This is a genomic window from Paenibacillus sp. (assembly GCF_035645235.1).
Classification (GTDB): Bacteria; Bacillota; Bacilli; order Paenibacillales; family YIM-B00363; genus Paenibacillus_AE.
This window is the reverse complement of sequence record NZ_DASQMZ010000197.1, coordinates 1-16,897: the sequence shown is the minus strand read 5'-3', so window position 1 is coordinate 16,897 and position 16,897 is coordinate 1. Positions and strand designations below refer to the sequence as shown.

At 62.4% G+C, this 16,897-nt stretch carries 16 protein-coding genes; 14 read left to right on the top strand and 2 right to left on the bottom strand.

Annotation, left to right across the window (positions count from 1 at the left end):
- Together VEZ38_RS18225 and VEZ38_RS18220 are read left to right on the top strand one after the other, a co-directional pair.
- A partial coding sequence (locus VEZ38_RS18225; protein WP_324896026.1) for an HAD-IIB family hydrolase occupies positions 1-419 on the top strand: 419 nt, incomplete at its 5' end.
- A gap of 21 nt (positions 420-440) precedes the next feature.
- The gene (locus VEZ38_RS18220) at positions 441-1,847 is read left to right on the top strand and encodes an NAD-dependent malic enzyme (RefSeq protein ID WP_324896025.1); all 1,407 of its coding nucleotides are present in this window, start codon (positions 441-443) and stop codon (positions 1,845-1,847) included.
- A gap of 77 nt (positions 1,848-1,924) precedes the next feature.
- Here VEZ38_RS18220 and VEZ38_RS18215 read toward each other — a convergent pair whose 3' ends face one another.
- The gene (locus VEZ38_RS18215; RefSeq protein WP_324896023.1) at positions 1,925-2,833 is read right to left on the bottom strand and encodes a winged helix-turn-helix domain-containing protein; all 909 of its coding nucleotides are present in this window, start codon (positions 2,831-2,833) and stop codon (positions 1,925-1,927) included.
- Positions 2,834-3,100: 267 nt separating this feature from the next.
- On the opposite strand from VEZ38_RS18215, the gene VEZ38_RS18210 reads away from it, so the two are divergent.
- The 9 genes from VEZ38_RS18210 (at position 3,101) to VEZ38_RS18170 (ending at position 13,899) form a co-directional block, all read left to right on the top strand.
- Positions 3,101-4,303 (top strand): DegT/DnrJ/EryC1/StrS family aminotransferase, encoded by a 1,203-nt coding sequence (locus VEZ38_RS18210; RefSeq protein ID WP_324896021.1) that lies wholly within the window; start codon positions 3,101-3,103, stop codon positions 4,301-4,303.
- A 48-nt stretch (positions 4,304-4,351) separates the two neighbouring features.
- Positions 4,352-5,656 (top strand): hypothetical protein, encoded by a 1,305-nt coding sequence (locus tag VEZ38_RS18205; protein ID WP_324896019.1) that lies wholly within the window; start codon positions 4,352-4,354, stop codon positions 5,654-5,656.
- Positions 5,653-6,684, top strand: a complete 1,032-nt coding sequence (locus tag VEZ38_RS18200) for a Gfo/Idh/MocA family oxidoreductase (RefSeq protein WP_324896017.1) — start codon at positions 5,653-5,655, stop codon at positions 6,682-6,684. The genes VEZ38_RS18205 and VEZ38_RS18200 overlap by 4 nt, the downstream gene beginning before the upstream one ends.
- Positions 6,685-6,761: 77 nt before the next feature.
- Positions 6,762-8,114: an ABC transporter substrate-binding protein gene (locus tag VEZ38_RS18195; protein ID WP_324896015.1), complete on the top strand. Its 1,353-nt coding sequence runs from the start codon at positions 6,762-6,764 to the stop codon at positions 8,112-8,114.
- Positions 8,115-8,183: 69 nt separating this feature from the next.
- On the top strand, positions 8,184-9,080 hold the full coding sequence (locus tag VEZ38_RS18190; RefSeq protein WP_324896013.1) for a sugar ABC transporter permease: 897 nt from the start codon (positions 8,184-8,186) through the stop codon (positions 9,078-9,080).
- Positions 9,077-9,928, top strand: coding sequence for a carbohydrate ABC transporter permease (locus tag VEZ38_RS18185; protein ID WP_324896011.1), 852 nt, complete (start codon positions 9,077-9,079; stop codon positions 9,926-9,928). The genes VEZ38_RS18190 and VEZ38_RS18185 overlap by 4 nt, the downstream gene beginning before the upstream one ends.
- 43 nt (positions 9,929-9,971) lie before the next feature.
- The gene (locus VEZ38_RS18180; protein WP_324896009.1) at positions 9,972-11,801 is read left to right on the top strand and encodes a sensor histidine kinase; all 1,830 of its coding nucleotides are present in this window, start codon (positions 9,972-9,974) and stop codon (positions 11,799-11,801) included.
- The gene (locus VEZ38_RS18175) at positions 11,798-13,417 is read left to right on the top strand and encodes a response regulator transcription factor (protein ID WP_324896007.1); all 1,620 of its coding nucleotides are present in this window, start codon (positions 11,798-11,800) and stop codon (positions 13,415-13,417) included. Before VEZ38_RS18180 ends, VEZ38_RS18175 begins: the two co-directional genes overlap by 4 nt.
- Before the next feature lie 143 nt (positions 13,418-13,560).
- Positions 13,561-13,899, top strand: coding sequence for a carboxymuconolactone decarboxylase family protein (locus VEZ38_RS18170; protein WP_324896029.1), 339 nt, complete (start codon positions 13,561-13,563; stop codon positions 13,897-13,899).
- Positions 13,900-13,989: 90 nt separating this feature from the next.
- On the opposite strand, the gene VEZ38_RS18165 is transcribed toward VEZ38_RS18170, so the two are convergent.
- Positions 13,990-14,334, bottom strand: coding sequence for a LapA family protein (locus tag VEZ38_RS18165; RefSeq protein ID WP_324896005.1), 345 nt, complete (start codon positions 14,332-14,334; stop codon positions 13,990-13,992).
- A gap of 114 nt (positions 14,335-14,448) precedes the next feature.
- On the opposite strand from VEZ38_RS18165, the gene VEZ38_RS18160 reads away from it, so the two are divergent.
- The 3 genes from VEZ38_RS18160 to VEZ38_RS18150 are packed head-to-tail and all read left to right on the top strand — an operon-like array spanning position 14,449 to position 16,763.
- Positions 14,449-14,820, top strand: a complete 372-nt coding sequence (locus VEZ38_RS18160; RefSeq protein ID WP_324896003.1) for a VOC family protein — start codon at positions 14,449-14,451, stop codon at positions 14,818-14,820.
- Between the two features lies 1 nt (position 14,821).
- Positions 14,822-15,766, top strand: coding sequence for an MBL fold metallo-hydrolase (locus VEZ38_RS18155; protein ID WP_324896001.1), 945 nt, complete (start codon positions 14,822-14,824; stop codon positions 15,764-15,766).
- Positions 15,767-15,797: 31 nt separating this feature from the next.
- Positions 15,798-16,763 carry an aldolase catalytic domain-containing protein gene (locus VEZ38_RS18150; protein ID WP_324895999.1) on the top strand — a complete coding sequence of 322 codons (966 nt, stop codon included), beginning with the start codon at positions 15,798-15,800 and terminating at the stop codon, positions 16,761-16,763.
- The last annotated feature ends 134 nt before the right edge of the window (positions 16,764-16,897 follow it).

Below are 16,897 nucleotides of genomic sequence, written 5' to 3'. Positions count from 1 at the left end.
TGACGAACGTGCCGTACGAGGTGCAAAGCGACTTCCGGGCGATCGCGAAGCGGGGCTCGACGAAGCTGCTCATGATCGACGAGCCGGAGACGCTCGACGCGCTCATTCCGGCGCTCAAGGAACGGCTCGGGGAGCGGGCGCATGTGACGAAGTCGAAGCCGAATTATCTCGAGGTCGTTCATCCCGAGGCGACCAAGGGGCATGCGCTGCTCCATCTGGCGGCGCATTACGGCATTCCGCGCGAGGAGACGATCGCGATCGGGGATTCTTGGAACGATCACGAAATGATCGAAGCGGCGGGGCTTGGCGTCGCGATGGCGAACGCGGTGGAGCCGCTTAAACGCGTCGCGGACTACGTGACGTCGAGCAACAACGACGAGGGCGTGCGCAAGGTCGTGGAGCAGTTTATTTTACGCTAACCAAGGGGGCGGTGACGGGATATGGCGATCGGCACGAGCGTCATTATGCGAATCGAGATGGACAAGACGAAGGTCGGCTTCGGTCAGGTGATCTCGGAGATAACGAACGCGGGCGGCGACGTCGTCGCGATCGACGTCATTCGGGCGTCGAAGGAGTCGACGATCCGCGACATTACCGTGAACGTGAACGACGCGGAAGACGGGCGGCTGGCGAAGGCGGTGGCGTCGCTGCCGGGCGTGCGGGTCGTCAACGTGTCCGATCGGACGTTCCTCGTCCATCTCGGCGGCAAAATCGAGACGCAGCCGAAGGTGAAAATTACGAACCGCGACGACCTCTCGCGCGTGTATACGCCGGGGGTGGCGCGCGTGTGCATGGCGATTCACGAGGACCCGGCCAAGGCGCACACGCTCACGATCAAGCGCAACACGGTCGCCGTCGTCTCGGACGGCACGGCGGTGCTCGGCCTCGGCGACATCGGGCCGTACGCGGCGATGCCGGTCATGGAGGGCAAGGCGATGCTGTTCAAGCAGCTCGCCGGCGTCGACGCGTTCCCGATTTGCCTAGACACGAAGGACACGGAAGAGATCATCCGCACGATCAAGGCGATCGCGCCGGGCTTCGGCGGCATTAACCTCGAGGACATCGGTTCGCCGCGATGCTTCGAAATCGAGGAGCGGCTGAAGGCCGAGCTCGATATTCCGGTATTTCACGACGATCAACACGGGACGGCCGTCGTCATGCTGGCGGGCCTCATCAATGCGCTCCGCCTCGTAGAGAAGCCGATCGAGCGGGTGAAGGCGGTGCTCGTCGGCTGCGGCGCGGCGGGGACGGCCTGCTCCAAGATTCTTCTCTCCGCCGGCATCGGGGAATTGATTTGCGTCGATCGGCAGGGCGCGCTCGTGCCGGGCCGCGCGTACGACAACGACAACTGGAACTGGCTCGCCGAACGCACGAACCCGAACCGGCTCGAGGGCGGCGTCTCCGACGTCATCCGCGGCGCGGACGTCTTCATCGGCGTCTCCCGGCCGGGCGTCTTGACCGCGGAGGACGTGAAGGCGATGGCGCCGGATCCCATCGTCTTCGCGATGGCGAATCCCGAGCCGGAAATATTGCCGGAGGTCGCGGAGCCGTACGTGCGGGTCATGGCGACCGGGCGCGGCGACTACCCGAACCAGATCAACAACGTGTTGTGCTTCCCGGGCATGTTCCGGGGAGCGCTCGACTGCCGGGCGACGACGATCAACGAGGAGATGAAGCTCGCCGCGGCGCGGGCGATCGCCTCGGTCGTCACGGACGACGAGCTGAACGAGATGTACGTCATCCCGAGCACGTTCAACGACAAGGTCGTCGAGCGCGTCAGCCGCGCGGTCGCCGCGGCGGCGATCGAAACGGGCGTCGCCCGGCGCGTGCCGAACGATCTGCGATAAAGCGAAGCGAACGCGAAGAAAAGCTGCTCGACCGACCGGGATCCGTCGTGTCGGGCAGCTTTTTCGTTTTCCGAGTCTTAAGATTTCATATACGTCCGCAGCGACTCGGTGCACTCCTCGACGCCGTCGAGGCGAATGCTGAACCGCTCGTGCTGGTATTGTTCGCCGACGAGATGCGTCCGGATGAGCCCGGCGGCGCGGAGCGCCATCATATGGTGGTGCACGGTGCCCTTGGACAGCCCCGTATACGCCACGACCTCCGTAAAGCTGCGCGCCTCCGGCGCCAGGAAGCGCAGGATGCGCAGGCGGCTTTCGTCGGACATCGCCCGCGTCGCGCGAAGCAGCATCGTCGGCGGCGCGTCGGGCTCGGCCGGCGGATCGACGGGGTACAGGATGATGACGAGCGAGCGATAGATAGCGTACAAGTTCAACGGGCGAAAATGCTGCGCAGGCACCAACGTGATCGTCTGGATGCGATCGTTCGGCTCCAGCACGAGTCCGCCGGTCGTCAGCTCGACTTGGGACACCGGATCCGCCGCCGGCGCGGCGGTCTGATCCGCAAGGCTGGCGCGGGCGGTCGCGTCCCAGCCCTGGTTGAATGCCTCGAAGTATAGCTCATGCCAAGCGCGCAGCAGCGTGACGGCCCGCTCGATGTCCCCGCCCAAGTCGCTCGGCATCGAACCCAGCGTCTGGGGCGAAAGCAGCTCGTAGAGCTGGCCGGGGCTCAGCGCCGACAGCCAATCGAGGAAGCGCGGAACGTCTTCCTTGTCCGGGCACAGGTAGGCGAGCAGGAACAATCGGTCGAACGTATCCTCCGTGCATGCGGCGCTGGCGGCCTTTCGTTTCGCGCCGAACAGGTCGTCGGTTTCTTTCAGCCAAGCGGTGCCGATGTCGAGATTGCGGGTCCATTTCCGACGGCTGTAGATCATGAAGCTCAGCAGAAGCTCGTAGACGGGTGAGTACTCGAACTGAACGCGATACGACATGCGACAGCCTCCTTTAACTATGAAAATATAATAAACGAACGGCGCGGTTCGATCAAATTCGACACGATGCCCTGTTCATTATTTTTTCTCGTGTTTCTGCGGGCGCGGGCTCCGTTTTCGGACGTTTTCTTGCTTTCTGAACTATGGTTAATAAACGATGGACGAGATTTGAGTACCTTTCTCCAAGTCGAGCATACTTCTCTTCATTCCTTTCCCGCTTCGGATTCTTTATCATGGGCAACAAACTCACTGGAAGGTAGGATGGACATGACGGAGAAGCTTGCGATCGACGGCGGCGCGCCCGTACGGAACAAACCGTTCGCGAAATGGCCGATTTACGGCGAGTTGGAGGAGAAATTGCTCTTGGAAGTGCTCCACTCTGGAAAATGGGGGGGCACCGGCCGCAATACGCTGGCTCGATTCGAAGAAGCGTTCGCCGCCCGGCACGAGGCGAAGCACGCCGTAACCGTCGTCAACGGGACGGTCGCGATCACGATCGCCTTGATGGCGGCCGGCGTCAAGCCCGGCGACGAGGTCATCGTGCCTTCGTACACGTTCATCGCCACCGCGACGTCCGCGCTCTTGTTCGGCGCGATCCCGGTGTTCGCCGACGTCGAAGAAGACACGCTGCTCATCGACGTCGATTGCGTCGAGGCGCTCATTACGCCGAAGACGAAGGCGGTCGTGGCCGTCCATATGGCCGGGGCGCCGGCGAACCTGACCCGGCTGCGGGATTTGTGCGCACGGCGCGGGCTGGCGCTCGTCGAGGACGGCGCGCAGGCGGTAGGGGCGAGCTGGGAGGGCCGACCCGTCGGCGCGATCGGAGATATCGGCACGTTCAGCTTCCAACAGAGCAAGAACATCAACTCCGGCGAAGGCGGCATCATGCTGACGAATCGCGACGACGTCGCCGAGCTCGCCTGGTCGCTGACGAACGTAGGCCGGGTGCGCGGGGGCGCGTGGTACCAACACGAACACGTCGGGTGGAATTTGCGAATGACGGAGCTGCAGGGCGCGATTTTGCTCGGGCAGATGTCGCGGCTGGACGAACAGATGCGGCTGCGGGAGCGCCATGCGGCGCTGCTGACGGAAATGCTCGAGGACGTCGAAGGGGTGCGTCTCATGCGGTACGATCCCAGAATGACGGCGCATGCGTATCATCTGTACATGTTCCAGATCGACCGCGCGCTCGCCGAATCGAGGCCGGGCGTCAAAGCGGAGGTGCTGGCGAAGCTGCAGGCGGAAGGCATCCCGGCTTCCTCGGGCTATGTGCCGCTCCATCGGAACGAAGCGATGCTGAAGGACATCGAGGCGAAAACCGGGGAGGCGCGAACGTACGATTGTCCCGTCACCCTCCGCAAGTGCGAACGGCAGGTCGTCTGGCTGACGCAGGATATGCTGCTCGGGGACGAGGCGGACGTGCACGATATCGCGACGGCGATCCGCAAAGTGATGAAGACGGTCGGCTGACGGGACAACGGTTGGGCGGTACGATACGCAGCAACGGAGGATGATCGAATGATCGCATATCTCGGGACGGCGAAGCGGGACATTACGCCGAAGCGCCCGATTCCGCTGGCCGGTTATGGATGGAGGCACGGGCCGTTCGAAGGCGTCGACCGCCCGTTGCACGCGCGTTTCTATTGGTTTCGGTTCGAAGCGGAGGGAGAAGCCCCGGCGGAGGCGTTGTTCGTCTTCGCCGATCTAATCTGCTGGGGAGACGACCAGATGCCTCGCCTCAGACAAGCGCTCCTCGAGGCGTTCGGCCTGCCGCCCGAAAGGATCGTGCTGCAGGGCACGCATACCCACGGAGGTCCGCCGACGAGCGCCTACTTATCGCCGGAGATCGGACGCAGGGACGAAGCGTACGTCATGTGGCTCGAAGAAGAAACGGTGAAGGGAGCCGCCGAGGCGCGGCGGTCCGCGAACGAGCCGGTGACGATAAGCGTGGGTACCGGCGCATTCGGACTCGGCATCCACCGGCGCAAACGGGAAGACGGGCGCATCGTCGGCAAACCCAATCCGGAGGGGCCGACGGACCCGGAGGTGACGGTCGTCCGCTTCGACCGGTCGGACGGTTCCCCGAAGGGCGTATGGTTTCACTACACATGCCACCCGACGATCGGGGATGCGCCCCGCGTCGACGCGGAATACCCGGGCGCGGCGGCGGAGCGGCTGGAGCGGGAGCTGGGACCGGACGCCCTGCCAGCCTTCGTACAAGGCTGTTGCGGGGACGTCCGCCCGAATCTGTCGAGGGACGGGGCGTTTTATCGGGGAGGCGACGCCGACATTAGAGCGCAAGGCGACGCGCTGGCGGCGGAGGTGCTGCGCGTGCTGCGGGGAGGCATGCGGCCGGCGGGCGCGGCGGCGCCGAGGTTTATCCGACGGGCGGCGAGGCTGCCGTTCCGGCACGTTCCGGACGAGGCGGCGCTTCGAACGTACGCGGATGGCGACGACCGCATCCTTGCCGCTTGGAGCCGCACGCTCCTAGAGCGCCCCGAGCGGTTGCAGCCCGCCGTTCCGCTCGAGCTGACGTACGTCCGTCTCGCGGAAGGATTGGCGTTGCTTGCGATGAACGGCGAAATCGTCGTCGAATACGGCCTGCGCATCAAGCGAGCCTTCCCGGGGATCACGATTCCGATGGGTTACGCGAACGGGATGACGGGCTACGTTCCGACGGCGAAGCAAGTCGAAGAAGGCGGTTACGAAGGCGGAGACGCGTACGTGTATTTCGGCTTGCCGTCCGCTTTCGCGATCGAAATCGAGGAACGGGTGGCGGAGGTCGTCGACGAGCTCGCCCGGGAACAGGAGAATGCGACATGAGAGCAGCAGGAGAACGCGCGCGCCGATTCGGCGTATACGGCTGTCAGCACGGACATATCGGCATCTTCATCGACGAGATGCTGGCGCTCGGCCATCAATTCATCGGCATACACGACAAGGAGCCCGGCGCGGTCGCCGACGCGATGCGCGAGAAATACGGCGTGCCGCTGTTCGATACCCCCGATCCGCTCGCGGCGGCCGAGGTGATCGGCTGCGCGGGCGTCAACGCGGAGAAGATCGACGCGATCGAGTGGTGCGCGGAACGCGGCATCCCCGTCATGGTCGATAAGCCCGCGGTTACGACGCGGGAAGGGCTGAACCGGCTAGAGCGCATCTTGGAAGAAGGAAAGACGACCGTCGGCATGCTGCTTACCGAGCGGTATCGTCCGTCCGTCTACGCGCTGAAGCGGAGCATCGAACAGGGCGTCTTCGGCGACATCGTAAGCATCGGCATGCGCAAGCCCCATCGGTTGAGTCCGGAGCGCAGACCCGCATGGTTTTTCGACAAGGAGCGCTGCGGCGGCATTATCGTGGATTTGTTCATTCACGACTTCGACTTGTTGCGATGGCTGACGGGGCGGGAAGTCGTCGGCGTGCGAAGCCGCATGATCAAGCGGATTTTGCCGGAGCACCCGGGGTTCTGGGACGTCGCCGTCGCGGAGGCGGAGCTCGATCAGGGCGTGATTGCACAATTGTACGCGGACTGGCACACGCCGGCGAGCAGCTGGACGTGGGGCGACGGCCGCATCTTCGTCGTCGGCACGGAAGGGACGGCCGAGCTGCGCTTGGAGGGAGAACCGGGCGTATCGACGGAAGATTTGCTTATCACCGTCGCCGGGACGCACGGGTACCGCCGCGAGACGAACGTCCCGCCTCCTTCGGGAATTGTGGCAGACTTCCTTACGGCGGCCTTCGAGGGAACCGACGCAGGCATTACGCACCGCGACATCTTGATCGCGAGCGAGTGGACGATCGTCGCCGACGAACGGGCAGAGAAAAGCGATTACATTTGTACAAGGAATGCGTAACGGATTCCATTCCGGCGCAGCGCGCCGATGCCGTAAGATGAAGATGTAAAACAACATTCCATAGGGGAGTTGGATGTATGCGCAGACGTTCGTTAGCCATGCTGCTGTCCTGTTTGTTGATCGCTGCCATCGTAATTTCCGCTTGTTCGTCGAACGGCGGCGCGGGGGAAGGCGCGGTCGAGACGCCCGCGGCGGAAAGCCCGGCGACGGAAAGCCCGGCATCGGAGTCGCCGCCGGAAGAACAGGCGCCCGAGCCGGTCGAATTAAGGGTACTCTGGTGGGGCACGCAAGACCGTCACGACTTAACGATGAAGGCCATCGAATTGTTCGAAGCGAAATACCCCCACATCACGGTCGTTCCCGAGTATTCCGGCTTCGACGGGTATTGGGATAAGCTGTCCGTGCAGGTAAGCGGCGGCTCGGCGCCGGACGTCATCCAGATGTCTTATGTGTATTTAAGCGATTACGCGAGCCGCAACGCGCTCCTCGAATTGAGCGACGCCGGCATCGCGCTCGACGCGATCGACGAGGGCACGATCAGCTCCGGGAAAGTCGGCTCCTCCCTTTACGCGCTGCCGGCGGGCATCAGCGCCTTGACGTACGTGTACGACCCGGCGATGCTGGAGAAGGCGGGCGTGACAATCGAAGGGCGCATGACGTGGGAGCAATTCGCGGCTATGGCGACGCAAGTGTCCCAATCGCTCGGCAGCGGCGCCTTCGGCGTGCCGGACGATACCGCCGCGCCGAACATGCTGCATTACTTCATGAGGGAGAAGGGCTACTCCCTGTACAAGGACGGAAAAATCGGCTTCCCGCAAGAGGCGTTGACGGAGTACCTGACGTTCTGGAACGATCTCCGGAACGCGGGCGGGACGTCGTCCGCCGAAATTACAGCGTCGTACTTCAACGGCCCGCTGGAAAATTACCCGATCGTGCAAGGGAAAAGCCCGTTCGCGCTCGTCAGCTCCAACCAGTACACCTCCCTGATGACGCTCGCGAACCGTCCGCTGGAGATGATGATGCTCCCGCAGACGCCGGGCGGCAAAGAAGCGTATTACATCACGCCAAGCATGTACTGGTCGATTAATGCGAAGACGCCGCATGCCAAGGAAGCGGCGCTCCTGGTAGACTTCTTGCTGAACGACGTGGAAGCCGGGAAGGTGTTGTCGACGAACCGCGGCGTTCCGGTCGCGAGCCAAGTGCGCGAGGCGGTCAAGGCGCAGTTGTCCGAACAAGACGCGAAGGCGGTCGAATTTACGGACGCCTCCGCCGCCATCGCGCAGCCGATCGACATCATCGCGCCTCCGGGTGCCGCCGAAGCGGAAAAGCTGCTCCTGACGTTGATCCAAGAGATGCAATTCGGCCAGAAGACGCCCGAACAGGTCGCGGCCGAATTTATCGAGAAGGGCAATCAATTGCTCGCCCAATAAGCGGCGCCGAACAGCCGAAAGCCGGGGAGTCCTTCCCCGGCTTTCCGCTACAAGGAGGGAAATCCGATCATGCCGAAACCGGCGATCAAGCGCAATTTGACGGCCTACTTGTTTTTATCTCCCTGGTTGATCGGGTTGTTCGCGTTCACGCTGGGGCCGATGCTTAGCTCCTTATACTTTTCGTTCACGTCGTTCGACTTGTTCAGTTCGGCTTCGTGGGTCGGCGCCCAAAATTTTCAGGACATCTTCTTGCGGGACGACCGGTTCGTCAAGGCGCTGCGGGCGACGTTCGTGTTCGTCGCGGTGTCCGTGCCCCTGAAGCTGCTGTTCGCCCTGGCCGTCGCCATGCTGCTGAACCGCGCCATCCGAGGCATCGGTCTGTATCGAACCGTGTACTACTTGCCGTCGCTCGTCGGCGGCAGCGTCGCGGTGGCGATCATGTGGAGGCAAATTTTCGGCGCGGACGGCCTCATCAACAAGCTGCTCGGGCTCGCGGGGTACGAAGGCGTCTCTTGGATTTCGCATCCGGCATACGCCATCTATACGCTCTGTCTGCTGGCGATTTGGCAATTCGGGTCGTCGATGGTCATCTTCCTCGCAGGGCTCAAGCAAATTCCCGAGCATCTGTACGAAGCGTCGGCGATCGACGGGGCGGGCAAAGCGCAGCAATTTTTTACGATCACGGCGCCGATGCTGTCGCCCGTCGTGTTTTTCAACCTCGTCATGCAGACGATCGGCGGTTTCATGGTGTTCACGCAAGGCTTCATCGTCACCAAGGGGGGACCGCTCGACTCCACGCTGTTTTACGCGATTTACTTGTATGAGAAAGGGTTCACGTACTTCCAAATGGGGTATGCGTCCGCGTTGTCTTGGATCTTGCTCGCCGTCATCGGCGTCCTCACGGCGATCTTGTTCCGCACATCGGCGCTCTGGGTGCATTACGAATCGGGAGGGGCCAAGGGATGAAAGCGACCGCAGCGATTCGAATCGGAAGGCGAGGCGCGCTCCATCTGGCGCTTGCGGCATTCGGCGTCGTGATGATTTATCCGATTCTTTGGATGTTTTTCGGTTCGTTCAAGCCGACCGCCGAAATTTTCTCGGACACCGGGCTATGGCCGAAAACGTGGTTTACAGAAAATTACCGGCAGGGCTGGTCCGGGCTGCCGCGCGTCGACTTCGGTTCCTTCTTCGCGAATTCGTTCGTCGTGAGCCTCGCCGTCGTCGTATGCAACGTGGCCTCTTGTTCCCTTGTCGCGTATGCGTTCGCGAGAATGCGATTCGCGCTGCAGCGGCTCTGGTTCGCCGTCATGCTCATGACGATGATGCTGCCGGCGCAAGTGACGTTAATTCCGCAATACTTGCTCTTCCATAAACTCGGGTGGACGAATACGTACCTCCCGCTGACCGTGCCGCACTTGTTCGCGATTTCTTCCTTCTTCGTCTTTCTGATGATCCAGTTTATCCGGGGCCTCCCCCGCGAGCTGGACGAGGCGGCGACGATCGACGGCTGCAGCGCCTTCGGCGTCTATTGGCGCATTGTGATGCCGTTGTGCGCGCCGGCGCTCATCACGACGGGCATTTTCAGTTTTATCTGGACATGGGACGACTTTTTCAGCCAATTGATTTATATTAATGATATCGTAAAGTATACGGTTCCGCTCGGACTGCGGCTGTTTCTGGACGGAACGGGCGGCAGCCAGTGGGGGCCGATGTTCGCTATGTCGATCCTCTCGCTCATTCCGAGTTTTCTCGTCTTCTTGTTCGCTCAGAAATACTTCGTCCAAGGCATCGCCACGTCCGGTCTGAAAGGGTAATCCGAAGGCAATGACAGCCAGAGTCGCGGGAAGGCGGATGCGCGTGTTCAGGGAATGGCGGTTATCCAGACTTCTATTCGTCACATTGATCGGCTTCTCGTTTTTCCTCGTCGCCTCGACGATGGTGATCGTATATTTTCAAGTCTCTCGCATCATTGCGGAGCAGACGACGTCGTCGCGGCTCGAGCTGCTCGAAGTGGCGCACAGCCAACTCACGGCTCGCATTCGCGACGTGGAGGAAACCGCCCTGTCGATCGCGGTCCACCCGGCGCTGGTCAAGGCCGTATCGGAACCGCCCGACTCCGTCATCGCCTCGCTCGAGACGCGGCGCGAAACGAACGAATTTGTAAGCCGAATCATTTATTCCAAAGCGTACATTACGAGCATCTTCGTCTATAGCGCTGCGTTCGAAAATTTTCCGCCGCTTACTCAGGACCGCACGAAGCCGCTCTCGGCCTTCCCTTGGGGGGAGGAGACGGAGCGGCTGAAGAAGGCGGATTCGCTGTGGATCGGCTCCCGGTTGGACGATTCGAATTTGTACCGTTCATATTCCGTCATTACGTATTTCTCGAAAATCGCCGACGAGCGCGGGAACGTCGTTGGTTACTTGGAAATCAACGTCAACGAGACGGCGCTGTCGGCGCTGCTGAAGGAAAACCGGCACCGCACGGAAGGCGTGACGGTTATCTTGGACAGCGGCGGGCGGTTGATCTCGAACGTGTCGTACCCCGAAGGGGAACCGATCGAGGCGGCGCTTGCGCAGACGAGCCGCATCGCGGACATCGAACCGCTCCAGCGCGCGGGCTGGGTAAGCGCCGACATCGCGGGAGAGCCGTACTTGATCGTCTATACGTTGCCGAACCAAGCGCAATGGCGCATGCTCGATATGATCCCGGCGAAAGAAGTATACGGACCGCTTCGAATTATCCGCAACTGGATGATCGGCGTGGGGATTTTGGCCGGAGCGATCGCCTTGGCGGTCGCGCTCAAGCTGTCGCGCCGCATCACCTCCGGCATTCCGGAGCTGCTCATAGGCTTTCGCCAGATCGAAAGCGGCAACTTCGCGTGGCAGCTGCCGGGGCGCACGAGCATTTTCGAAATCCAACAATTATCCAAAAACTTCTCCCGCATGAGCGGACAGCTCCAGGAGCTGATGGCGAGCCTCGAGCGGGAGCATCAAGCGAAGAAACAAGCGGAAATCAATGCGCTGCTCAGCCAGATCAATCCGCATTTCCTATATAACACGCTCGATATGATCCATTGGATGGCCGTGATGAAGGGGGCGAAGGAGGCCGGGCTGATGGCGACGAAGCTGGCCCGGCTGTTCCGCATCAACCTGAGCAAGGGCAAGACGTTCATTACGCTCGCCGAAGAGTTGGAGCACAGCTTGCTCTATATCGAAATTCAGCAGGCGCGATATAAGGACCGGTTCGCGTATCGAACGAACGTCGACGAATCGCTGACCCGGCTGTACGTGCCGAAGCTGATTTTGCAGCCTTTTCTTGAAAACGCTATTATTCACGGCCTGCAGGACGTCGACGACCCCGATGCGGCGATCGAAGTGACCGTCTCGCTCGAGGGAGAACGCCTCCTCCTGACGGTCGAAGACAACGGCAAGGGATTGATCGAACCGCTTCCCGCGGACGGCGCCGGCGCGCCCTCCGCCCCGGTGCCGACGCCGTCCGGCAGCGGCGGGTACGGCATCGGCAACGTCTCCGCGCGCATCCGGCTGTACTTCGGTCCGGCGTTCGGCGTCGAGGTGACCCCCCGGTCTCCTAGGGGCGTATGCGTTCGGATCGCGCTGCCGATCGTTCGGGACGCCGACGGGGGAGAACGGTACGAGCAAGCGAATACGGGAGGGGATCGCGCTTGAAGCTGCTGCTGGTCGACGACGAGAGTCACGTTTTGGAAGGCATACGGACGATGGTGGATTGGAACGCCCTCGGCATCGAGCGCGTCGCGACGGCGCGCAACGGGGAACAAGCCTGGGACGCGTACGCGAACGAGCGACCGGACATCTTGATGACGGACGTATCAATGCCGAAGATGAACGGGCTGGAGCTCGTTCGGAAAATTCGCGAACAGGATCCCGCGCTGCCGGTCATCATCTTAAGCGGCTACGACGACTTCGCGTTCGCTCGGGAAGCGATCCATTTGAACGTCTCGAAGTACGTCTTGAAACCGAGCACCCACGACGAGATCGAAGCGGCGCTTCTCGAGGTGAAGGAAGCGCTGCTCGAGCGGAGGCGGGAGCAGCGGCTGTCCGAGCAGTTCGAGCGGCAGCTTCGCGAGGCGCTGCCGATCTTGCGGGAACGGTTCCTCTTCGAGTGGATCGCCGTCGGCGCCCGCCCGAGCGAGGATCTCGAAGATCTGCTCGCGTTCTACCGGATCGAGCATCCGATCGATCGAGGCGCGATCGTCGCGAGCGTGAAGCTGTATCGGCCGCCGGCCGGCCCGGCCATAAGCGAACGGGAGTGGCAGCTGTTTATGTTTTCCTTCACGAAGCTGGTGTCCGAGGCGCTTCCGGCATCTGGAGGCTGCTACGCCCTTCGATTCATCGACGACCGGCTGCCCCTCGTGTTCTTCGACGCCGACGAAGCGAGCGCGCGTTGCCGCGCGGAGGGGACGATGCGCGACATTCTCGAGAAAGCCCGCGCGTCGTTTCAGTTGGACGTTCACGCGAGCGTCGGGCAATGGTACGCGGATCCGTCGATGTATTCCAGATCGTACCGCGAGTCGCTCGTCGCCTTGACACGCAACGAAGACGAGGGGTTCCATCAGCTGTTCCGGTACGAGCCGTCGAACGAAGCCGCCGACTGGCCGCTGTATCCGATCGAGCATACGAAGCAGCTGTACGAGGCGTTCCTGCGCGTCGACGAGCCGGCGGTTCGGCGCAAGTGGGAGGAGTTGGAGGCGTGTTTCTCGGGCGAGCGGACGACGTTCGCGTACGCGCAGACGGCATCCCTCGCCGTCGTCACCGAATTGATGATGCGCTTTATGGAATGGGACGCGGCGTTCATGGATTCGTCGCAATGGCTGCAGGTCATGAATCGGATGCAGCAATGCCGCACGAAGGAGATGCTGTTCGACGAGGCGAAGGGGTTCGCGGAACGTGTGCTGGCGCTGCTGCGCCGCCGCTTCTCGGAGCAAAACAGCCGCTCCTACACCGAGGCGATCAAGAAGCACGTGGCGGCGCGCTATGCGGAGCCGCTGTCGTTTACGGAGCTGGCCAAGGGCATGCATCTGACGCGGAACTATCTCAGCTATGTGTTTAAACGGGATACCGGGATGAACTTCATTCAGTACGTCACGAACTACCGGATTCGCAAAGCCGAGGAACTGCTGCTGAGCGGGGATTATCGCGTGTACGAGGTGGGAGAGAAGGTCGGCTATCCCGACCCGGCTTACTTCAGCCGCGTGTTTAAGTCGATCACGGGCCGCAGTCCCGCCGACTTCGGGGCGAAGAAGGCTTCGGAGAGCCGGGGGTGATGGGAACGCCTATTTCAGCGCGGGGAGGCGTCGGCGAAGTTTCCGCGGCGTCGCGCGCGTAGGGGTGGGGAAAACTGGGGACGCTAGAGGGGGATATTCGGACTCTACCCAGTAGGAGGCTATGCGGCGTGAATCAGACCGTAATGGATCGGAAAATCGATGCGTACAAAATCGGCGTAGGGCATATGCAGGAGGCGCTCCCGGACATCGTGGAGGCCTATCACCGGTTTACCGGGGCATGCTTCGCGGAAGGGGCGCTCGGGGCGAAGGAGAAGCAGCTTGTCGCCCTCGGCATCTCGCTGTTCGCGAACAATGAAGTGTGCACGATGTATCACGTGCAGGAGGCGCTGTCCAAGGGCGCGAAGCCGGCCGAGGTGCTCGAGGCGGCGGCCGTAGCGGCCGCGGTCGGCGGCGGGCATGCGATGAGCCAAGGCGTCACGCGCGTGCAGCAGGCGCTCGAGGAGTGGCGGGGCGCAAAATAATCGATAACACTGCGAAAACCTCCTTTCGCCCGCACGCCGCCTTCGGCGGCGCGGTCGAGGGGAGGTTTTCCTTGTGGCGAGCCGGCTCGATTATTTCGTATCCTCCCCGGCGGCCGACGGCGCAGGCTCGGGCGAGGGCGCGGCGGCGGGCGCGGCGGCCCCGGCCGTCGCCGGCGGATGCGCCGCCTCCTTCGCGGCCTGCAGCTCGCGCTCGAGCGCGCGGATGCGGCGGTTTTGCCGCACCATGCGGATCGTGCCGATGAGGCCGACGACGAAGCCGCCGAGCAGCGCGGAGCCGAGGATGACCATAATCAGCGGAAACTGCGCCGTGCCGAAGACGTAGTCGACCGGCACCGGCTCGACGTTGATCACGGAGAAGATCGCGATGATCAAGGCGAACAGCAGCGCGCAGATCAGCGTCCATTGTTGCTTCATCTTAGCCCTCCTGACTCTTTACGTGGTAAAATTATAGCACAGCGCAAGAGGGAACGCCTAAGCTCGTTGGGCGAACGAAGGAAAGTTTCGGGAAAAAGAAAGCAGGGACGCGAGTTGAATCGAGTCGTACATTTCGAATTGTTGTCGCGCGACCCGGCGCGAACGGCGGCGTTCTACGCCGGGGTTTTCGGCTGGCGGACGATGCGGGGCGAAGGGGAGTACTGGCGGCTGATTTCGTCGGAGGAACGCGGGGAGCGCGGCATTAACGGGGCGACGGTTCGCCCGGTCGATCCGGCGCTGCCGCATCAGACGGTCAATACCGTACAAGTGGAGGATCTCGACGCCGCGATGGACAAGGTCGTCGCGCACGGCGGAACGGCGCTGACGGACGTGATCCCGCTTGCCGGCGTCGGACGGTTCCGTTACTGCGCCGATCCGGAGGGCATCCCGTTCGGGTTGATCGAATACGACCGCGGGAGGGAATAAGATGGTCAAACGGTATGTCAACGCGGACGGCTCCGCCAACCGCAAGTCGATCGCGGAATTGCGGCAGTGGCGGAAGGAGCGCAGCGCGAAGACGAAGGATCTCTCCTACCGCGTGCCGTCGGTCGAGCCGGACGTCGCGTTCCTCGCGGCGAACCGGACGAAGCCGACCGTCACGTTCGTCGGCCACGCGACGTTCCTCGTGCAGCTCGGCGGTCTGAACATCGTGACCGATCCGGTGTGGGCCGCGCGGATGGGCTTTCAGCCGAGGCTGTCGCCGCCGGGCATCCCGATCGAGCTGCTGCCGCCGATCGACGTCGTGCTGCTGTCGCACGCGCACTACGATCACCTGCATCTCGGCAGCCTGCGGCGTCTGCCCGGCGACTTCGTCTGCCTCGTGCCGGAGGGGCTGGCGCGATGGTTCCGCCGGCGGGGCTTCGCCCGCGTGAAGGAGCTAAGCTGGTGGGAGGAGACGTCGGTCGGCGGCGCGACGTTCGCCTTCGTGCCGGCGCGGCATTGGACGCGCCGGACGCCGTGGGATACGAATACGTCCCATTGGGGCGGATGGGTCATGCGGCACGGCGCGGGTACGTTGTATTTCGCCGGCGACAGCGGCTACGACGCGCCGCGCTTTCGGGAGATCGGGGAGCGGTACGGCGACATCCGCGTCGCGCTGCTGCCGATCGGCGCGTACGAGCCGGAATGGTTCATGGGCGGTTCGCACATGACGCCGGAGGAGGCGGTGCAGACGTTCTTGGACGTCGGGGGCGACATTTTCATGCCGATGCACTACGATGCTTTCCGCCTCGCGGACGACACGCCGAAGGAGGCGGTCGACCGGCTGCTCGCCGCGTGGGACCGCGCCGGCCTTCCTCGGGAGAGGCTCTGGATTGCGCCGCTCGGAAATACAAGGTTGTGGTCGGCGGACGAGACTACTATAATGGAATAATTATGATCGGAAGCTGCGGAGGTCGAACGGAATGAGAAACGCAAACTGCAAAATTTTAGACTGCACGGTTCGGGACGGCGGATTGGTCAATAATTGGGATTTCAGCGTAGACTTCGTGCGCGATTTGTATTACAGCTTGAGCGAAGCCGGCGTCGAGTATATGGAGATCGGTTATAAGAATTCGCCGAAGCTGCTGAAGGGCGGCGACGCGGGGCCGTGGCGTTTCTTGGACGAGGCGTTCCTTCGCGAGGTGATCCCGCAGAAGACCGACACGAAGCTGTCGGCCTTGGTCGACATCGGGCGCGTGGACGAGAACGACATCCTGCCGCGCGGGGAAAGCTTGCTGGATCTGATCCGCGTCGCTTGTTACTTGAAGGACGTGGACAAGGGGATCGAGCTGGCGGAGAAATTCCATGCGCTCGGCTACGAGACGACGATCAACATTATGGCGCTTTCCCATGCGCTCGAGAACGAGCTGAACGAGGCGCTGCAGGCGATCGGGGGCAGCAACGTCGACGTGGTATACGTCGTCGACTCGTACGGCAGCATGGATCCGAAGGACGTCGCCTACATGACCGAGAAGTTCAAGCGGGCGCTGCCGAACAAGACGCTCGGCATCCACACGCATAATAATATGCAGCTGGCATACGCGAACACGCTCGCGGGCATCGAGGGCGGCATTACGTTCCTCGATTCGTCGGTGTACGGCATGGGCCGCGCGGCGGGCAACTGCACGACCGAACTGCTGCTCGGTTCGCTGAAAAACCCGCGCTACGAGCTTCGGCCGGTGCTGGGCTTCCTCGAGAAGCATATGGTCGCGATGCGGGAGAAGTGGGAGTGGGGCTACAACATCCCGTACATGCTGACGGGCATGCTGAACGAGCACCCGCGCTCCGCGATGGCGCTGCGCACGGGCAGCGACAAGGACAAGTATGTAGAATACTACGACCGCTTGACGACGCCGGAGACGGCGTTCGGCGGCGCGAAATCGGAATAAGCTACTTGGTGCGTACGGAGGCGGCCCCTCGGTCATGGATTACATGACTGAGGGGCCGCTTATTTGTGTCGGCGGCATTGCGGGGCAGGGGAGCGAGCGGAGGGGAGGCGAGTTACCGGAGTTCTCCGCTAACT

Coding starts and splice junctions, on each gene's coding strand:
- VEZ38_RS18170 (WP_324896029.1), top strand. CDS start 13,561: ATGGATCGGAAAATCGATGCGTACAAAATCGGCGTAGGGCATATGCAG.
- VEZ38_RS18190 (WP_324896013.1), top strand. CDS start 8,184: ATGCCGAAACCGGCGATCAAGCGCAATTTGACGGCCTACTTGTTTTTA.
- VEZ38_RS18195 (WP_324896015.1), top strand. CDS start 6,762: ATGCGCAGACGTTCGTTAGCCATGCTGCTGTCCTGTTTGTTGATCGCT.
- VEZ38_RS18200 (WP_324896017.1), top strand. CDS start 5,653: ATGAGAGCAGCAGGAGAACGCGCGCGCCGATTCGGCGTATACGGCTGT.
- VEZ38_RS18155 (WP_324896001.1), top strand. CDS start 14,822: ATGGTCAAACGGTATGTCAACGCGGACGGCTCCGCCAACCGCAAGTCG.
- VEZ38_RS18215 (WP_324896023.1), bottom strand. CDS start 2,833: ATGTCGTATCGCGTTCAGTTCGAGTACTCACCCGTCTACGAGCTTCTG.
- VEZ38_RS18150 (WP_324895999.1), top strand. CDS start 15,798: ATGAGAAACGCAAACTGCAAAATTTTAGACTGCACGGTTCGGGACGGC.
- VEZ38_RS18205 (WP_324896019.1), top strand. CDS start 4,352: ATGATCGCATATCTCGGGACGGCGAAGCGGGACATTACGCCGAAGCGC.
- VEZ38_RS18220 (WP_324896025.1), top strand. CDS start 441: ATGGCGATCGGCACGAGCGTCATTATGCGAATCGAGATGGACAAGACG.
- VEZ38_RS18165 (WP_324896005.1), bottom strand. CDS start 14,334: ATGAAGCAACAATGGACGCTGATCTGCGCGCTGCTGTTCGCCTTGATC.
- VEZ38_RS18210 (WP_324896021.1), top strand. CDS start 3,101: ATGACGGAGAAGCTTGCGATCGACGGCGGCGCGCCCGTACGGAACAAA.
- VEZ38_RS18185 (WP_324896011.1), top strand. CDS start 9,077: ATGAAAGCGACCGCAGCGATTCGAATCGGAAGGCGAGGCGCGCTCCAT.